The 17,823-nt window shown below is 72.2% G+C and carries 14 protein-coding genes (1 of these 14 cut by a window edge); 5 read left to right on the top strand and 9 right to left on the bottom strand.

Annotated features, from left to right (window positions below; translation table 11 throughout):
• Window positions 1–2: 2 nt before the first annotated feature.
• The gene (locus tag O7619_RS02325; RefSeq protein ID WP_282285374.1) at window positions 3–665 is read right to left on the bottom strand and encodes a VanZ family protein; all 663 of its coding nucleotides are present in this window, start codon (window positions 663–665) and stop codon (window positions 3–5) included.
• Between the two features lie 235 nt (window positions 666–900).
• Here O7619_RS02325 and O7619_RS02320 point away from each other — a divergent pair, with 235 nt between their 5' ends.
• Window positions 901–3,171: a glycoside hydrolase family 44 protein gene (locus O7619_RS02320; RefSeq protein WP_282285372.1), complete on the top strand. Its 2,271-nt coding sequence runs from the start codon at window positions 901–903 to the stop codon at window positions 3,169–3,171.
• 470 nt (window positions 3,172–3,641) lie between these two features.
• Window positions 3,642–5,174, top strand: coding sequence for a non-reducing end alpha-L-arabinofuranosidase family hydrolase (locus O7619_RS02315; RefSeq protein ID WP_282285371.1), 1,533 nt, complete (start codon window positions 3,642–3,644; stop codon window positions 5,172–5,174).
• 108 nt (window positions 5,175–5,282) lie between these two features.
• Here O7619_RS02315 and O7619_RS02310 read toward each other — a convergent pair whose 3' ends face one another.
• Genes O7619_RS02310 through O7619_RS02295 form a run of 4 tightly spaced genes read right to left on the bottom strand, consistent with a single transcriptional unit; the run spans window position 5,283 to window position 8,429 of the window.
• Complete coding sequence (locus O7619_RS02310; protein ID WP_282285370.1) at window positions 5,283–6,341, bottom strand: ABC transporter ATP-binding protein; 1,059 nt, start codon at window positions 6,339–6,341, stop codon at window positions 5,283–5,285.
• Window positions 6,338–7,189, bottom strand: a complete 852-nt coding sequence (locus O7619_RS02305; RefSeq protein WP_282285368.1) for an ABC transporter permease — start codon at window positions 7,187–7,189, stop codon at window positions 6,338–6,340. Before O7619_RS02305 ends, O7619_RS02310 begins: the two co-directional genes overlap by 4 nt.
• Window positions 7,190–7,194: 5 nt before the next feature.
• Window positions 7,195–8,013, bottom strand: a complete 819-nt coding sequence (gene modA / locus O7619_RS02300) for a molybdate ABC transporter substrate-binding protein (protein WP_282285367.1) — start codon at window positions 8,011–8,013, stop codon at window positions 7,195–7,197.
• Entirely contained in the window at window positions 8,010–8,429 is a 420-nt protein-coding gene (locus O7619_RS02295) for a TOBE domain-containing protein (RefSeq protein WP_282285366.1), read from the bottom strand. The genes modA and O7619_RS02295 overlap by 4 nt, the downstream gene beginning before the upstream one ends.
• Before the next feature lie 194 nt (window positions 8,430–8,623).
• Here O7619_RS02295 and O7619_RS02290 point away from each other — a divergent pair, with 194 nt between their 5' ends.
• Both O7619_RS02290 and O7619_RS02285 read left to right on the top strand, forming a co-directional pair.
• Window positions 8,624–9,583, top strand: a complete 960-nt coding sequence (locus O7619_RS02290; protein ID WP_282285365.1) for a TIGR03557 family F420-dependent LLM class oxidoreductase — start codon at window positions 8,624–8,626, stop codon at window positions 9,581–9,583.
• Between the two features lie 29 nt (window positions 9,584–9,612).
• Entirely contained in the window at window positions 9,613–10,755 is a 1,143-nt protein-coding gene (locus O7619_RS02285) for a glutathione-independent formaldehyde dehydrogenase (RefSeq protein WP_282285364.1), read from the top strand.
• A gap of 170 nt (window positions 10,756–10,925) precedes the next feature.
• Here the strand turns inward: O7619_RS02285 and O7619_RS02280 are convergent, their stop codons facing one another.
• Together O7619_RS02280 and O7619_RS02275 are read right to left on the bottom strand one after the other, a co-directional pair.
• Window positions 10,926–13,481, bottom strand: a complete 2,556-nt coding sequence (locus tag O7619_RS02280) for an IPT/TIG domain-containing protein (RefSeq protein ID WP_282285363.1) — start codon at window positions 13,479–13,481, stop codon at window positions 10,926–10,928.
• A 345-nt stretch (window positions 13,482–13,826) separates the two neighbouring features.
• Window positions 13,827–14,354: an alpha/beta hydrolase gene (locus tag O7619_RS02275; RefSeq protein ID WP_282285362.1), complete on the bottom strand. Its 528-nt coding sequence runs from the start codon at window positions 14,352–14,354 to the stop codon at window positions 13,827–13,829.
• 115 nt (window positions 14,355–14,469) lie between these two features.
• Here O7619_RS02275 and O7619_RS02270 point away from each other — a divergent pair, with 115 nt between their 5' ends.
• A complete protein-coding gene (locus O7619_RS02270; protein WP_282285361.1) occupies window positions 14,470–14,835 on the top strand; it encodes a VOC family protein in 366 nt (121 codons plus the stop codon).
• 19 nt (window positions 14,836–14,854) lie between these two features.
• On the opposite strand, the gene argS is transcribed toward O7619_RS02270, so the two are convergent.
• Both argS and trpS read right to left on the bottom strand, forming a co-directional pair.
• The gene (gene argS, locus O7619_RS02265) at window positions 14,855–16,573 is read right to left on the bottom strand and encodes an arginine--tRNA ligase (RefSeq protein ID WP_282285360.1); all 1,719 of its coding nucleotides are present in this window, start codon (window positions 16,571–16,573) and stop codon (window positions 14,855–14,857) included.
• Between the two features lie 278 nt (window positions 16,574–16,851).
• Window positions 16,852–17,823: the 3' portion of a tryptophan--tRNA ligase gene (gene trpS, locus O7619_RS02260; protein ID WP_282285359.1), read on the bottom strand. The gene runs 87 nt beyond the window's last position; the window shows 972 of its 1,059 coding nt (coding positions 88–1,059); its start codon lies beyond the right edge, outside the window — the gene reads right to left on this strand; the stop codon is at window positions 16,852–16,854.

Here is a 17,823-nt window from a genome sequence, read left to right as displayed (position 1 = left end):
ACTCAGTCTGCCTCGGCCGGGGCGCGCCACAGGCGTCGCGACGCCAACCCGAACAGCGCCGCGCCGGCGGCGTTGACCAGGACGTCGTCCACCGACGACACCCGGTCCAGCCGCAGCGCGTACTGGAGGGTCTCGACCACGGCCGAGCAGCCCGCCCCGAGCGCCAGGAGGCGCGGCACGGACGCCACCGCGGCGAACCGGATCGGGGCGAAGAACCCCAGCGCCGCGAAGACCAGCAGGTTCCCGACGATCCCGAGCGGCCCCATGCTCACGAGGTCCCGCAGCGGGACCAGACTCAGCCGGCCCGGCACCACGCCGGCGCCCGGGCCGGGCATCATGGTCAGCCACACGAACGGCGCCGTCCCGTACACCAGGCCCACCTCGGCCAGCGACATCCGCCACGCCGGGGCGGCGCCGGCGGCCCGCCGTCGGAGCGCCAACGCCGCCGCCACCAGGGCGGCCACCGGCAGCCCGACCAGCATCATGAGCAGGACGCCGTTCTCCGTGTCGTAGCAGCCGTGCCAGCGCCCGGCCCGGCACGCCGGGGCGGCCATCAGGAGCGGTCGCCGCACGGCGAACGCGGCCCCCGCCAGGCCGAGGACCGCCAGGACGACGAGCACGATCTTGCGCGTACGGCCGGCAGCACGCGCCGTATCCGGTTCCATGCGTACGGCCTTCCTCCGGTCGAGATTCCGCGGACGGTGGGCACCGGCCGGTCTTCAGTGAAGACGGCGAGCCGTCGCGGTGCGGTATGGATTTTTCGATACGCCCGCGATACGCCCGAAGAAGTCGGAGGCGTGGTTCGCCGGCCGCCGACGTGTTGACGCGGCCGGCGAATCACGCCAGGCTGTGGCGGCGCTCCCAACGGCGAGCTTCGATTTCCTCAGGAAGGAAGAGCTCGTGCGTCCCACCACAGCACTGCTCCCGGTCGTGCTGGCCGCCACCCTCGGCGGCCTGGCCCTGCCGGAGCCCGCCCTGGCCGCGGCCGGCCCGGCGCTGGCCGTCGACACCACCGCCGGCCGGCACGCGATCAGTCCGTACGTCTACGGCATGAACTTCGCCGACGAGGCCCTCGCCCGGGAGCTGCGGCTGCCGGTGCACAGGTACGGCGGCAATGCCACCACCCGGTACAACTTCCGCAACGACACCACGAACCGGGCCTCGGACTGGTATTTCGAGAACATTCCGAACGACAACCCGGACCCGGACAGCCTGCCCGACGGCTCGGAGAGCGACCGGTTCGTGCAGCGGAACAAGGCCACCGGCACCGACACCATCATGACCGTGCCGATGCTCGGCTGGGTCGCCAAGGACCGGTCGAGGGCGTGCGGCTTCAGCGTCGCCAAGTACGGCCCGCAGGAGTCCACCGACCCGTGGGCGCCGGACTGCGGCAACGGGAAGAAGCCGGACGGCAGCCTGATCACCGGCAACGACCCGGAGGACACGAGCGTGGCGGTCGGGCCGCAGTACGTCGCCGACTTCGTCACCCACCTCAAGGAGCGGTTCGGCGCCGCCGGGAACGGCGGGGTGCGGTTCTACAACCTGGACAACGAGCCGGACCTGTGGCACGCCACCCACCGTGACGTCCGGCCGGCCGGGCTCGGCTACGACGAACTGCGCGACCGCACCTACGAGTACGCCGCGGCGATCAAGGAGGCCGATCCCGGGGCGAAGACGCTCGGCCCGGTCGGCTGGGGCCTGAACTCGATCTTCTATTCGGGCCTGGACCAGGACACCTGCGGCCGTACCGGCTGCTGGTCGAATCCGCCGGACAAGGCCGCGCACGGCGGCCAGGACCTCGGCCCGTGGTATCTGGACCGGATGCGCGAGTACGAGCAGGAGCACGGCACCCGGATCCTCGACTACTTCGACGTCCACCTCTATCCGCAGCAGTCGGGCGTCAGCGGATCGGACGCCGGCGACGCCGCCACCCAGGCGCTGCGCCTGCGCTCGACCCGCCAGCTCTGGGATCCGACGTACGTGGACGAGAGCTGGATCAACCAGCCGGTCCGGTTCATCCCCCGGCTGCGGGAGCTGGCCGACCAGCACTACCCGGGCACCAAGATCGCCATGACCGAGTACAGCTGGGGCGGGTACGGGTCGCTCAACGGCGCGCTCGCCGAGGCGGACGTGCTCGGCATCTTCGGCCGGGAGGGACTCGACCTGGCCAGCCTCTGGACCGCCCCGACGGCCGACCAGCCGGTGGCCAACGCCTTCCGGATCTACCGCAACTACGACGGCAAGGGCGGCGCGTTCGGCGAGACGTCCGTCCGAGCGACGAGCGCCGACCAGGACAAACTTGCCGTGTACGCGGCCGAGCGCGCCTCCGACAAGGCGACCACCCTGGTGGTGGTGAACAAGAGCGGGGACGACCTGACCAGCCCGGTGGCGCTCACCGGCGTCACCGCCAGCAGCGCCGAGGTGTACCGCTACAGCGCGGCGAACCTCACCGGGATCACCCGGGAGGACGACCAGCCGGTGACCGCCGACGGCTTCACCGCCACGTTCCCGGCCAACTCGGTCACCCACCTGGTGCTGCCGCGCGGCGCCGCGCCCGGCGACACGAAGCCGCCGACCGCCCCGGGCAAGCCGAACGCCGGCACGGTCACCGCCGACAGCGTCGCGCTGAGCTGGGCGCCGTCCACCGACGACACCGGCGTGACCGGGTACGACGTGCACCGGGTCGACGCCACCGGCACGGTGAAGGTGGGCAGCGCCACCGGCACCTCGTACACCGTGACCGGGTTGAGCGCGGACACCCCGTACACCTTCGTGGTGACCGCTCGCGACGCGGCGGGCAACGTCTCGGCGGCCTCGCCCGGGCTGGCGGTGCGGACCGCGCCCGCCACCCCGGCCGGCGGCTGCTCGGTCGGCTGGACGGCGAACAGTTGGCCGGGCGGCTTCACCGCCACCGTCACGATCAAGAACACCGGCACCACCACGATCGACGGCTGGAAGCTGGGCTTCGACTTCCCGACCGCCACCCAGAAGGTCGGTCAGGGCTGGTCGGCGACGTGGAAGCAGAGCGGGGTGGGCGTGACCGCGGAGAGCCTGAGTTGGAACGCCCGGCTGACCCCCGGCGCGTCGACCAGCATCGGCTTCAACGGCTCGTGGAGCGGCACGAACCCGGCGCCGACCGCCTTCACGCTGAACGGCCACCGCTGCGGCTGACCCGACCCGGGCCGGGGGTGCGGCGACACCCCCGGCCCGCGCCGGTGTCCGCCCGGTCGTCGCCGGGGGTCGAGCACCCGGCGCCGCCGACCGTGACCGCCACCACGAGCGCGGCCATCGCGTCTGTCAGGAAGCTGTTTGTCGCCCGTCCGCCCCTCCGCCCGTCCGTCGGAACATGTGCGGCAGTCGATGTTAACGCCATCATCAGGGTGATGTGCCGGTGTCCGGTGCCGGCGGGCAGGGGTGATGCTCGCGGAAGCGGGGCTTCCGCCGGGGTTCACTCGATGATTCGGGGAAGTTACGACTTGACGAACGCCATGTTATCGCCCACATTCGATGGTCAAGGACGAGGCTGGGGCTTTCCGGGCAGGTCTGCCTTGTCGAGATCGCATGCGCACTCCGCGTGCACGAGATCTTGTTAGCGCTAACACCGGGCGTCTCCGTCCGGTTCCAGGCCATCGAGGAGGATCATGTTCGCCTTTGGTAGAACCCCGTCGGATGCCCCGCCGCGGCGACGCAGATGGATGCCGAGGGTCGTCGCGGCCGGCGTGACGGCCGTGCTGGCCGGCGTCGGCGCCACGGCGGTGATGTCGACCCCCGCCGCCGCGGCCTCGGTCGACACCAGCGCCTGGTATGTGCTCGTCAACCGCAACAGCGGCAAGGCCCTGGACGTCTACAACCTGGCCACGAACGACGGCGCGCGGATCGTGCAGTGGGCCCGCAACAACGGCAACCAGCAGCAGTGGCAGTTCGTCGACTCGGGCGGCGGCTACTACCGGCTGCGGTCGCGGCTGTCCGGCAAGGTGCTCGACGTCTACAACTTCTCCACCGCCAACGGCGCCAACATTGTGCAGTGGGCCGACCACAACGGCACGAACCAGCAGTTCCGGCTGGCCGACTCCGACAGCGGCTACGTCCGGCTGATCAACCGGAACAGCAACCGGGTGATGGAGGTGCAGGGCGCCTCGACCGCCGACGGCGGCAGCATCGTCCAGTACGACGACTGGAACGGCAGCAACCAGCAGTGGCAGCTCGTCCGCGTCGACGGCGGGGGCAACCCCACCACGCCGCCGACCACGCCCCCGCCGGGTGGTACGTGCAACCTGCCGACGTCGTACCGCTGGTCGTCGACCGGCGCGCTGGCGCAGCCCAAGTCCGGCTGGGCGTCGTTGAAGGACTTCACGGTGGTGCCCTACAACGGTAGGCACCTGGTCTACGCGACCACGCACGACTTCGGCTCGTCGTGGGGCTCGATGAACTTCAGCCCGTTCACCAACTGGTCGGACATGGCCTCGGCCAGCCAGAACGGCATGAACCAGGGCACCGTCGCACCCACCCTGTTCTACTTCGCCCCCCGCAACATCTGGGTCCTGGCCTACCAGTGGGGCGGCACCGCGTTCTCCTACAAGACCTCGTCCGACCCGACCAACCCCAACGGCTGGTCCTCGGCACAGCCGCTGTTCACCGGCAGCATCTCCGGCTCCGGCACCGGCCCCATCGACCAGACGCTGATCGCCGACGACCAGAACATGTACCTGTTCTTCGCCGGTGACAACGGCAAGATCTACCGCGCCAGCATGCCCATCGGGAACTTCCCCGGCAACTTCGGCTCCAACTACACCACCATCATGAGCGACAGCACCAACAACCTGTTCGAAGCCGTCCAGGTCTACAAACTCCAAGGACAAACCCGCTACCTCATGATCGTCGAAGCCATCGGCTCCCAGGGCCGCTACTTCCGCTCCTTCACCGCCACCAGCCTCAACGGCTCCTGGACCCCCAACGCCACCAGCGAAAACAACCCCTTCGCCGGCAAGGCCAACAGCGGCGCCACCTGGACCAACGACATCAGCCACGGCGAACTCATCCGCACCACCGCCGACCAGACCTTCACCGTCGACCCCTGCAACCTCCAACTGCTCTACCAAGGCCGCTCCCCCAACTCCGGCGGCGACTACGGCCTCCTGCCCTACCGCCCCGGCCTGCTCACCCTCCAACGCTGACCACACCGCACACCTGACAACCAAGGGCCGGCCTCCCCGAACGGGGAGACCGGCCCTTCAGGCGGGTCCCGGTCGCCTTGACGGCCCGGCGGGCGGCCGGAGGCCGAGTCAGGCGGGATAGGCCCGGGTCTCGGTCGCCTTGACGGCGGCCCACACGGAGCGGCCGGGCACCAGGTCGAGGTGGCTGGCGGCGGCCGGGGTGACGTCGGCGGCGACCGCGATCGGGCCGTCGAGCTGCACCCGCAGGTTGTCGCCGTGGCGTTGCAGGCCGGCGATGACGGCGGGCCAGGTGTTGCGCGGGCTGCCGTCCGGCCGGTGTGGATGCAGCGCCACGGCCGAGGGCGGGAACGCGACGAACGCCTCCCCGTGCAGGGCCTCGGCGACGGCGAGGACGAACCGGTCGTCGACGCGGACGGTGTGCCCGTCGGCGGTGCCGCGGTAGAGGTTGAGGCCGACCAGGCGGGCGACGTAGTCGGTCCGCGGCTGCGCGGTGATGGTGGCGGCGTCGCCGTCCTGCACGACCCGGCCGTCCTCGACGATGACGAGCCGGTCGGCCAGGACCAGCGCGTCGAGCGGATCGTGGGTGACCAGCAACGTGGCGCCGGAATGGTCGCCGAGGTGCCGGTGGAGTTCGGCGCGGGTGTCGAGCCGGGTGCGCGCGTCGAGCGCGGCGAGCGGCTCGTCGAGCAGCAGCAGTACGGGGTCGACGGCAAGGGCCCGGGCGAGCGCGACCCGTTGGGCCTGCCCGCCGGAGAGCTGTCTCGGCTTGCGGCGCGAATGGTCGCCCAGACCGACCCGGTGCAGCCAGTCGTCGGCGAGACGCCGTGCGGCACGCCGGTCGGCGCCGTGTCGGCGCGGTCCGAAGGCGACGTTGTCCCGCGCGTTCAGGTGCGGGAAGAGGAGATGGTCCTGGAAGACCACGCCGATCGGGCGGTGCTCGGGGGGTGTCCAGAGGCGCTCGTCGGGCCGGTCCACGGGGCGGCCGGCGAGCGCGAGGTGGCCCGCGTCCAGTGGTTGCAGGCCGGCGAGGGCGCGCAGGGCGGTGGTCTTGCCGGCGCCGTTGGGGCCGAGCAGCGCGACCACCTCGCCGGCCTCGATCCGCAGCGGCAGGTCCAGGCGGAAGGTGCCCCGGTCGACGACCAGGTGCGCGTCCACGACCGGGCTCATGCGCTGGTGATCCACTTGTCCCGCAGGCCGGCGAGGATGGTCACCGACACGGCCAGCAGGATCAGGCTGAGCACGACCGCCCCGTCCAGGTCCCCACCCTCGATGGTCTGGTAGACGGCCAGCGGCATGGTCTGGGTGATGCCGGGATAGTTGCCGGCAAAGGTGATCGTGGCGCCGAACTCGCCCAACGCGCGCGCCCAGCACAGCACCGCTCCGGCGGCCACGCCCGGCGCGACCAGGGGCAGCGTGACGTGGGTGAAGGTGGTCCAACGTCCGGCGCCGAGGGTGGCGGCGGCCTCCTCGTAGCGGGCGTCTGCCCCGCGTAGTGCGCCCTCCACGGCGATGACCAGGAACGGCATCGCGACGAACGCCTCGGCGACGACCGCCCCGGTGGTGGTGAACGGCAGCGTGAACCCGAACGTGGCGTCCAGCCATTCGCCGACCAGGCCGCGGCGTCCGAACACCAGCAGCAGCGCCACCCCGCCCACCACCGGTGGCAGCACCAGCGGCACCGTGACCAGCGCGCGGACCAACCGGCGGCCCGGGAACCGGGCGCGGGCCAGCAGCCACGCCAGCGGAATGCCGAGCAGCAGGCACACGGCGGTGGCGGCGGTGGCGGTCTGCAACGACAGCCGCAGCGCGGTCAGCGCACCGGGTTCGGCGAGCCGCTGCGGCAGGCTGGCCCACGGGGCGCGGACCACCAGCCCGGCCAGGGGCAGCACCAGGAACAGCAGGCCCACGAGGGCCGGCACCAGCAGACCCACCGGCACCCGCTGCCCCCGGCCGCGGCGCGACGGACCGGCCGGCTCGGGCCGTACCGCCGTGCCGCTTCCGCCGGTCGAGGTCATCGCCACTACGGAGCCTGGAAGCCGGCGGCGGTCAGGACGGCCATGCCCTGGTCGGACCGCACGTGGGCGACGAAGGCCCGCGCCGCGGCCCGGTTGGGGGCGTTCTTCAGCACGACGATCGGGTAGTCGTTGATCGCGCCGGCGGATTCGGGGAACTCCACCCCGTCCACGTCGGCGGTCGCCGCCCGGGTGTCCGTGCGGTAGACCAGGGCCGCGTCCACCTCGCCGAGTTTCACCTTCGACAGCGCGCCCTTGACGTCCTGCTCCAGCGTGACCGGGGTGAGCTTCACCCGCGCGGCGGTCAGGGCCTGGATGGCCGCCGCGCCGCAGGGCACCTGCGCGGCGCAGAGGGCCACCTTCAGGCCCGGCCCGGTGAGGTCGGCCAACGCCCCGATGCCTTTCGGGTTGCCCTTGGGCACCGCGATGACCAGTTGGTTCTTCACGAACGTGGTCGGCGGGCCGTCGCCGGCGACCGACCGCATGTTCTTCGGCGCGGCGGAGGCGAACACGTCGGCGGGAGCGCCCTGGTTGATCTGGTTGGCCAGCGCGGAACTGCCGGCGAAGTTGAACGTCACCCGCACAGCCGGGTTGGCGGCTTCGAAGTCCCTGCCGATCCGGGTGAACGACTCGGTGAGCGACGCCGCCGCGAACACGGTCACCGTCCCGGTCGGCCCGGAACCGGAGGCCGAGCCGCCGGGCGCGGAACCGGCCGCGTCGGTGCCGCCGCCCGCGCAGCCGGCCAGCCCCGCCACCGCCAGGGCCGTCACGCCGGCCAGCGCGGCGCGGACGAGACGTACGCCTCCCGGGACCCGGATCGCGGTCACGCGCCGACCCGTGCCCGGTGGGTCGGGGCGGACCGCTCCACCACCACCGTGGTCGACTTGATCACCGCGACCGCGACCGACCCGACCCGCAGGCCCAACTCCTCGACCGCCTCCCGGCTCATCAGCGAGACGATCCGGAACGGCCCGGCTTGGATGTCCACCTGCGCCATCACGGTGTCCTTGGCGACCGCGGTGACGATCCCCCGCAGGCGGTTACGCGCCGAGGAATCCTCCGACCGGCCGTTCGCCTCACCCGCCTGCTCGCGGACGAACCCGGCCAACTCGACCCCGTCGATCACCCGGTGGCCCTGCTCGTCGCGCGCGGCGGCCAGCCGGCCCGCGTCGACCCAGCGGCGCACGGTGTCCGCGCTCACGCCGAGCAACTCTGCGGCCTCCCCGATCCGAAACACCGTCATACCGCGCACCCTACCTGGACGCACCTGCCGGGCAAAGGGGCGATATTGCATCGCTTCTGCGGAGAGGGAGGGACTTCTGTCCCGCACATGCGTCCGGGTGGAGCGGTGGAGAGATTTTCCGATCCGGCGGTTTCCGCCATGCCTGGATGGAAAGGTCAGAAGAAGGAAATACTTCCGCAGAGTCGGGAAACGTCATGCAGATCGGTTACAAGCTCTCCAGCGAGGGATTCGGGCCGCACGACCTCATCCGGCAGGCCGTACGGGCCGAGGAGGCCGGCTTCGACTTCGTCGAGATGAGCGACCACTTCCACCCCTGGCTCGACGGTCAGGGGCACTCCCCGTTCACCTGGACCGTCTTCGGGGCGATCGCCACCCGCACCGAGCGGATCGGCCTCGCCACCGGCGTGACCTGCCCGACCGTGCGCTACCACCCGGCGATCATCGCGCAGGCGGCGGCCACCCTGGCGATCGTCTCGAACGGCCGGTTCACACTCGGCGTGGGCGCGGGGGAACGCCTCAACGAGCATGTCGTGGGTCGGGGCTTCCCGGGCGTACGCGGACGGCACGAGCGACTACGCGAGGCGTTGGAGATCATCCGTCTGCTCTGGCGGGGTGGCTACCAGTCCTATGAGGGCAGGCACCTGCACCTGGAGGACGCGCGGGTGTTCGACCTGCCGGACGAGCCGCCGGTGATCGCCGTCGCCGCGAGCGGTCCGGCGTCGGTGGCCATCGCCACCGAACTCGGCGACGGACTGTTCGCCACCGAGCCGAAGCCCGACCTGGTCGAGGCGTACCTCTCCGGCGGTGGCGCCGGCCCGCGCTACGCCGAGGTGCCGGTGGCCTGGGCGCCCGACGAGCAGCAGGCGGTGCGGGCGGCCTGGGACACCAGCCGGTGGGCGGTGACCGGCTGGAAGGTGATGAGCGAACTGCCCAACCCGGTCAACTTCGAGGCCGCCTCCCGCACCGTCACCGAGGACGACATCCGGCAGCAGTTCGCGGTCGGACCCGACCCGGACACGCACGTCGCGGCCCTGCGGAAGTACGTCGACGCGGGCTTCGACCACCTCGTGCTGCAGAACGCCGGCCCGGACCCGGACGGCTTCATCGACTTCTACCGGGACACCCTCGCCGACCGCCTCCGCGCCCTCGGCTGATCCGCCTCCGACCGATCTGGAGATTCACCGTGAAGGCTGTTGTCTACCGTGGTCCGCGCGACGTCGCCGTCGAGGACCGGCCCGACCCCACCATCCAGCGTCCCACCGACGCGATCATCCGCATCACCACCACCAACATCTGTGGCTCCGACCTGCACATGTACGAGGGCCGCACCTCGGTCGAGGAAGGCAAGATCCTCGGCCACGAGAACATGGGCGTCGTCGAGGCCGTCGGCGACGCGATCACCCGGATCAAGGTCGGTGACCGGGTCTCGGCTCCGTTCAACATCGCCTGCGGCACCTGCCGCAACTGCCTGCACGGCTGGACCAGCTTCTGCCTGCGCACCAACCCGACCGAGGGGATGGACGGCGCGGCGTACGGCTACGCCAACATGGGCCCGTACGACGGCGGGCAGGCGCAGTTCCTGCGCGTGCCGTACGCGGACTTCAACCTGCTGCGCCTGCCGCCGGGCACCGAGCACGAGAACGACTTCACCATGCTGTCGGACATCTTCCCCACCGGCTGGCACGGCACCGAGCTGGCCGGGCAGCGCCCCGGTGACACCGTCGCCGTCTTCGGCGCCGGTCCGGTCGGGTTGATGGCCGCGCACAGCGCGCTGATCAAGGGCGCGGACCGGGTGTTCGTCGTGGACAAGGAGACGGACCGCCTGGCCATGGCCGACAAGATCGGCGCGATTCCGATCAACTTCGCCGAGGGCGACCCGGTGCAGCAGATCATGGACGCCACCGACGGCGTCGGCGCGGACTGCGGCGTGGAGGCCGTCGGCTACCAGGCCCACGACCCGTCCGGCGACGAGCACCCGGAGCTGGTGCTGGACAACCTGGTCGACGTCGTGCGCTCCACCGGCGGGATCGGCGTGGTGGGCGTCTACGTGCCGCAGGACCCCAACGGTCCGGACAAGCAGGCGCGGGAGGGCCGGATCGGCTGGCAGTACGGCACGTTCTTCACCAAGGGTCAGCGGATGGGCACCGGCCAGGCCCCGGTGATGCGCTACAACCGGCAGCTACGCGACCTGATCATCGCCGGCCGGGCGCGGCCGTCGTTCCTCGTCTCCCACGAGCTGCCGCTGGCGGAGGCGCCCGAGGCGTACGCCCGCTTCGACCGGCGCGAGCAGGGCTGGACCAAGGTGCTGCTGCACCCCAACGACTGAGTATGCGTACGGACGGCGGGTGCGGCCGGGATTCTCCCCATGCCAACCCGAATCATGATCGCCCTGGCCGCGGTGGGCCTGAGCGGGCAACACCATCATCGAGCTCTGACCGCCGCCACCTCGCCGACCCACGGGACGGGCCGACGAGGTGGCGGCGGTCAGCCGTCGCACTACGCGCGCACCGTCACCGGCGCGCTCGTGGCACGACCGTCGGCGTAGCCCGCCCTCACCGCGATCACGGTCACGGTGACCGCCTTGTCGCGCATCGCGGCCGTCAGCTTCAACGTCTTCGTCGTGCCGCTCGCCACCCCGCCCACTCGCCACTCGTAGCGGTACGAGTCGGCAGCCGGCGTCCACGTGCCGGTGCCCGCCCGCACGGTCTGACCGACCCGGACCGTACCGGTGATCGTCGGCTTGGCCGTGGCCCGCGGCGCCGCGCCCTTGGCCACCGGCGCGGTGGCCGTCGACGTCGCCTGGCCCGGCGCATAGCCGGACCTGGTCGCGGTGACCGTCACGGTCAACCGCTTGCCCAGGCGGGACGCCGGGATCACGTATGACGCACCGGTCGCCCCGCTGATCGCGGTGCCGTCGGCCGCCCACTGGTAGGTGTACGCGGTGGCGGCCGGACTCCACCGCCCGGTCGAGGCGCGGACCGTCGACCCCACGGCCACCGTGCCGGTGATCTTCGGCGCGGTCACCGGCCGGACGGCCTGCGAGCCGGTGATGGTGAAGGCGTCGGCGAGCGACACCGCGTCACTCCAGTCGTCCGGCCGTACCGAGACCGACGCCTTGCCCGTGGCGGCCGAGGTCAGGTCCACCTCGGCGGTGAGGGTCCGGTGGTCGGCGGAGACGCTCCGCACGGTCGCGGTCAGCGCCGTGCCGCCGGCCGGGGTGACCGTGACCCGGTCCTCCTCGTGGAAACCGGTGCCGGTGAGGGTGATGGTGCGTACCCCGCCCGCCGCGACCGACGTCGGCGACACCGACATCACGGTCAGCGGATCGGGGGCCACGTAGAAGGAGTAGTAGGTCTGCAACGACGCGACGCCGTCCGCCGTCAGGCTCGTCACGTAGAGCGTGTGGTAGCCCGAGTTCGGCGGCGTCCACGTGATCGTCGCGGTGCCGTCCGCCGCCGCCGCGACGGTGCCCTCCGCGCCCGGAAGCTGGTAGGCGTACTTCACCGCGCCCGGCTGCCGGGGCTTGAAGGTGAAGGTGCCCGGCGCGATCCGGCCGGAGCCCGACGACGGGAAGTCGGTGGAGACGACCACCGGGGAGTCGGTGACCGACCAGGTGGTGCTGCCCTCGCCGGTCCGCACGCCGGCCGCGTTCCGGGCGACCACCGTGACCCACGTGTAACCGCGCTTCGTGAGCGTGTAGTGGAACGCCACCGTGCCGTCGGCGGCGGCCGGCAGCACCTGCCGGGTCGCCGGGTCGCTGTTGAGGACCACCTCGTACTCCACGGCATTCGCCATCTCGGTGCCCGCCGTGAAGGTGGCCGTCGAACCCACCACCTCCCCGCCGGTGCGGGTCACCCACGGCTTGGCGTCCCACACCGAGATGGAGACGAACCTCGGCTCGGACAGGGTGCCGTCGGCACTGCGACTCTGCACCATCAGCGCCCGCGTGTTCATGTTCTCGTTGGTGGCGGTCCAGGTCAGGTCCGCGGTGCCGTCCGCGCGGGCCGACAGGACGTTCTTCTGGTCGGGCTCGTCGCCGCTGCTGTCCCGGTCCCAGTAGAGGTAGGCCACGACGTCGGGCATGCGCGGGGCCAGGTGGAACCGGAGCGACGATCCGATGATCACGGCCCGGTCGACGTCGCCGGTGACCCGGGGCGCGTTGTCGACGACGAACGTGTAGGCCCGCTCCGGGTGCGTCGTGCCGTCACCGGTGACGCTCCGCACGTACAGCGTCTGCCGCCCGGTCCGGGTCGGGGCGATCATCGCGGTGGCCTTGCCGTCGGCGTCGGCCGCAATCGAGCCGGACGGGCCGTCGTCGTCGATGCGCCAGGCGAACGACTCCGTGCCCGCGACGTTGGCGCTGAACTCGAACGCGCCGGGTACGCCGACGCCGTAGTCCAGGTTGGTGCCCCAGTCCGGGTACGCGGCGGAGAAGACCGAGGGCCTCGTCTCCCGTACCCAGAACTCGTAGTGGGTCGACTCCGACCAGTTCCCGGCGCGGTCGACGGCGTACACGGTAACCGCGTGGTAGCTCGCGCTGCTCGGCGTCCAGGTGACGGTCGCCGGCCCACCGAGGCCCGTCGCCGGGACCGTGGCGTAGTCGTCGCCGCCGCCCGCCTCGCCGGAGTAGAACCGGTACTGGTAGCTCACGGTGTCGTCGGAGGACGAGGTGAAGGTGAAGCTTCCGGTGTCGCCGACCGCGCCGCCGGCGTTGTCCCAGTCCCCGGTCGGATACTTCGCCGACGCGACGGCCGGCGCCGGACCGCCGGTGCGGTCGACGGTGAAGTAGCAGGTGTCGCTCCACGGCGACGTGTCGTCGCCGTCGAGGACGCGGACCCGCCAGGCGTACGTGACACCGTCCAGTTGGCGCGCGGGGTCCTCAAGTTGGATGTACACCCGGTTGTTCCGCTGGTCGACCCCGTCGCGCCACTGCTGCGGCTCGTCCGGCCTGGTGACGTCCCACACCTGGAAGTCGGCCTGCGGGTCGGTGCTGCTCGGAGTGCCGCTGTAGGTGCCCTGAAGCACCACGGCGTTGGCGTCGTTGAGCCGCACCGGGCTCAGGTAGGGCCCCGGCGCCTGCGGAGCGCAGGCCTGACCGGCGGTGGTGAGTGCGGTCGGCCCGCCAACGTCGGCGGCGGCCGGGGCGGCGTGTACGCCGACCGCCGTGCCGCAGCCGACCGCGAGAGTCAGGGTGATAGCGAAAATACGCCGAAAAGCGCGCGCGTGGGCACGCATGACGTCCTCCCCGTGATGATGGCGGGCAACACGGTGAGCGCCCGCCGAGGAAGGATCGCACGGGTGGCCGGCATCGAGGACACCCGTCTCCTCCGATCAGGACGGTCGGGTCGGCACCGCTGGCCGATCGGCCAGCAGACAGGCTGGCGCCGTTCGGAGGGGTCAGCGGTCGGGGCGCCGGACGAACTCCTCCACCCCGGTGCAGACGCGGCCGAGCGCGTCGGCGGAGCGGGCCAGCGGGCCGGGCACCATCATCGAGTGGTCGGCGTCGGCCACCTCCACCACGTACGGGCTGAGTCGGCGCGCCACCTCGGCGTCCCAGGACGGGTCGGCGGTGCCGCCAGCCAGCAGGAACGGCGCGGTGGCCCGGCCCAGCGGGTCGCGTACGGCCGCCTCGTGCAGCAGCGGGGTCAGCCAGACCGCCGGGATGCCCCGGTCGGCGGCGAGCGGAGCGGCGAAGCTGCCGAGCGACTTGCCGACCAGCAGGTCGACGCCGGCGTCGAGGACCGGCGTCAGTTGCTCGGCCACCCAGCCGGGCGCCGCGTCCAGGCGTAGCTCGTCCAGCCGCTGCCAGCTCACCTCGTGCACGTCGAAGCCGAGCCGGCGCAGCGCCTCCCCGACGTAGACGAAGAGCGGGCCCCGGGTGTCGTAACCGCGTCCCGGGGCGAGCACCGCCCGCCGATCCGTCATGATCGCCTCCCTCCCACCCCGCCGGACGTCACGCTAGCCGCTCGACCGCGCCGCCGGGGTCCCGTGCCCGCGCTACGGGGCCATCCGGCCGACCCCGGCCCGCTAGGGTCCGGTCATGAGCGTGCATCCCCGCGTGGTCGCCGACGACTTCCCGGCCACCCTGGCCTTCTACACCGCGCTGCTCGGCGAGCCGGAAAAGGTGGTCGACGACTTCGAGTACGCCGGCTTCGACGCGGCCGGCGGGACCGTGCTCGCGCTGCTGGGCCGGCGGGCGGCCGAAGCCGTGCTCCCGGTCGGGCGGGGCGACGGCGGCGTGCTCGTCGTCGTGCCGGTGCCCGATGTGGACGCCGCGGTGGCCGCGCTGCCCGCCGGGACGGTCGTCGTCGAACCCGCCGACCGACCCGGCTGGGGCGTCCGCTCCGCCTACCTGCGTGACCCCGAGGGCAACCTGGTCGAGGTGCAGTCCTGGCTGCCCCGCTGACCGGGCACGACCGGCGGGCTCACAACCGCTCCGGCGTCCGGATGCCGAGCAGATCGAGGCCCTGCCGGAGCACCCGAGCGGTCACGTCGCACAACGCCAGCCGGCTGTCCCGGACCGGCTCCTCGGCCCGCAGCACCGGGCACCGCTCGTAGAACGCGCTGAACGCGACCGCGACCCGGTGCAGATACCCGGCCAGGTGGTGGAACTCCAGACTGCCGGCGACCTCCTCGACCACCGGCGCGAAGCCGACCAGCTCGAACGCGAGCGCCCGCTCGGCCGGCTCGGCGAGCGAGATGTCCGCCTCCGGCCGCGCCGCCGCGCCGGCCCGCCGGAAGATCGACCGGATCCGGGAGTGCGCGTACTGGAGGTACGGCGCGGTGTTGCCGTCGAGCGACAGCATCCGCTCCCAGTCCAGCACGTAGTCCCGGTGCCGATCGCTCGACAGGTCGGCGTACTTGATCGCGCCGATGCCGACCGCGCGCCCCACCTCGGCCGCCTCCGCCTCGCCCAGCTCCGGGTTGCGCTCGCGGGCGAGCGCGGTGGCCCGCTCCACCGCCTCGGTGAGCAACCCGACCAGTTTCACCGCCCCGCCGGCCCGGCTGCGCAGCATCCGCCCGTCCGGCCCGAGGATCGACCCGAACCCGACGTGCTCGGCCCGGGCCGGTGGGGTCAACCAGCCGGCCTGCGCGCCGGTCGCGAAGACCATCTCGAAGTGCCGCCGCTGCGGCGACCCGACCACGTAGAGCAGGCGGGTCGCGCCGAGCGTGCCGGTCCGGTGGCGCAGCGCGGCCAGGTCGGTCGCCGGATAGCCGTACCCGCCGTCGGACTTGCGCACGATCAGCGGCAGCGGCTCGCCGTCCCGCCCCACCGAACCGGGCGGGAAGACGCAGTCGGCGCCCTCGCTGCGCCGCAGCAACCCGAGCCGGTCCAGCTCGTCGACCGTCGGCGCGAGCAGGTCGTGGTAGCTGCTCTCGCCCCGGAAGTCGTCCCGGGAGAGGGTCACGTCCAGCAGGTCGTACACGGTCAGGAAGTAGCTCTCGGACTGCGCCACAAGCAGCCGCCACAGCCGCAGCGTCGTCGGGTCGCCGCCCTGCAACGCCACCACCCGCAGCCGGGACCGGTCCCGGAACCCCGGATCGTCGTCGAACTTCGCCCGCGCCGCCGTGTAGAACCCGTCCAGGTCACCCATCGACAGTTCCTGCGCCGCCTCCGCCTCACCGAGGTCGGCCAGGTGCTCGATCAGCATCCCGAACGGCGTGCCCCAGTCGCCGAGGTGGTTGGCGCGCACCACCCGGTGCCCCAGCCACTCCAGCACCCGGGCCGCCGCGTCCCCGATCACCGCCGACCGCAGGTGGCCGACGTGCATCTCCTTCGCCACGTTCGGCGCCGAGTAGTCGACCACCACGGTCTCCGGCCCGGCGGCCACCGGCACCCCGAGCCGCGGATCCGCGGCAAGCGCGGAGACCAGACCGCCGAGCGCCCCGTCCGCGACGGTCAGGTTGAGGAAACCCGGCCCGGACACCTCGACCGCCGCGCAGAGGTCGGCCAGCTCCGCGCGGTCCCGTACCTCCGCGGCGATCGTCCGCGGCGGCCGGCCGAGCCGCCGGGCCAGCCCGAGCGCCGCGTCGGACTGGAAGTCCGCGTGCTGTGAGCGCCGCACGACCGGGTCCACCGGTCCGCCGGCCACCGCCGCGAACGCCGGCGCCAGCCGGTCGGCAAGCAACTTCTCAAGATCCATGGGTACGCCGATCTCGCTCGATCCGCCGCGCGGATCACCGGTTGGGAAGGCGGCGGAGCGAGGACGATCGACGACGACCGGCGGCTCGATCCGCCGGTCGCAGGAGAGGAAAGCTCAGCGCAGGCGGTCGCGGGACCGCCGGCGTCGCAGCGCGCCGAGCCGGACGTCGGGGTACGCCGTCGGGTACGCCTGCGAACTGCTCATGCCGGCAGCGTAACCGGCCGGCCCGGGTCCGGCGCAAGCGCGTACCCGGACCGGCCGTCGGCGTACCCCGATCGTCAGGCCGGCGTGGCGGCGGTCTTGCGGTAACGCTCGGCCCGCCGCCGCACCTGGGTGTACGCGCTGGTCAGGCCCATCGCCCGGCGGACCTCGACGAGCGTGGCGTGCACCTGCGCCCGGGTCCGTTCGGTGCCGGCGACGATCAGCTCGTCGACCAGGCCGGGCTGCGCCTCGAAGCGGGCCCGGCGCTCGCGGACCGGGTCGAGGAAGCGGTTGAGCGCCGTGGCGAGCGCCTCCTTGACCTCGACGTCGCCCACCCGCCCGGCCCGGTAGCGCGTCTTGAACTCCTCGACCTGCGCCCGGTCCGGGTTGAACACGTCGTGGTAGGCGAAGACCGGGTTTCCCTCGACCGTCCCGGGCACGTCGGCGCGGACCCGGTTCGGGTCGGTGTACATCCCCATCACCTTGCGCCGCACGGTCGCCGCGTCGTCGGAGAGCGCGATCGCGTTGCCCCTGCTCTTGCTCATCTTTCCGGCGCCGTCCGTGCCGGCGAGCGTCGGCGTCTCCGACATGATCAGGTCGGGCACCGGGAAGACGTCGCCGTAGAGGTGGTTGAACCGACGGGCGATCTCCCGGGTCACCTCGACGTGCGCCGCGTTGTCCTTCCCCACCGGCACGACCTGCCCCTTCACGCAGAGGATGTCGGCCGCCTGGAGGACCGGATAACCGAGCAGGCCGTACGGCATCTCGTCCTTGCCGGCGTCCCGGGTCATCTCCTTCAGCGACGGCACCCGTTCCAGGCGGGGCACCGTGACCAGGTTCTGCAACAGCGTGTTCAGGTCACCGACCTCGGGGATCGCCGACTGGAGATAGAACGTGGCGCGCTCCGGCTCGACGCCCGCGGCCAGGACGTCGGTGACCATCTCGCGAGCGTTGCCGGCGACCTGCTCGATGTCGGCGCGGGTGTTCCTGGTGGTGAGCATGTGCAGGTCGGCGATGATGAAGAAGCTCTCGTAGCGCTGGTGCAGCCG

The sequence above is a fragment of the Micromonospora sp. WMMD998 genome, from assembly GCF_029581235.1.
Taxonomy (GTDB): Bacteria; Actinomycetota; Actinomycetes; order Mycobacteriales; family Micromonosporaceae; genus Micromonospora.
Note: the sequence above shows the minus strand (reverse complement) of the source record. Positions and strands in the feature narration are given on the sequence as shown.

Bases quoted from the DNA above. Each gene is read 5' to 3' on its own strand.
- O7619_RS02325 (WP_282285374.1), bottom strand. From the start codon at position 665: ATGGAACCGGATACGGCGCGTGCTGCCGGCCGTACGCGCAAGATCGTG.
- O7619_RS02315 (WP_282285371.1), top strand. From the start codon at position 3,642: ATGTTCGCCTTTGGTAGAACCCCGTCGGATGCCCCGCCGCGGCGACGC.
- O7619_RS02310 (WP_282285370.1), bottom strand. From the start codon at position 6,341: ATGAGCCCGGTCGTGGACGCGCACCTGGTCGTCGACCGGGGCACCTTC.
- O7619_RS02305 (WP_282285368.1), bottom strand. From the start codon at position 7,189: ATGACCTCGACCGGCGGAAGCGGCACGGCGGTACGGCCCGAGCCGGCC.
- O7619_RS02295 (WP_282285366.1), bottom strand. From the start codon at position 8,429: ATGACGGTGTTTCGGATCGGGGAGGCCGCAGAGTTGCTCGGCGTGAGC.
- O7619_RS02290 (WP_282285365.1), top strand. From the start codon at position 8,624: ATGCAGATCGGTTACAAGCTCTCCAGCGAGGGATTCGGGCCGCACGAC.
- O7619_RS02275 (WP_282285362.1), bottom strand. From the start codon at position 14,354: ATGACGGATCGGCGGGCGGTGCTCGCCCCGGGACGCGGTTACGACACC.
- O7619_RS02270 (WP_282285361.1), top strand. From the start codon at position 14,470: ATGAGCGTGCATCCCCGCGTGGTCGCCGACGACTTCCCGGCCACCCTG.
- argS (WP_282285360.1), bottom strand. From the start codon at position 16,573: ATGGATCTTGAGAAGTTGCTTGCCGACCGGCTGGCGCCGGCGTTCGCG.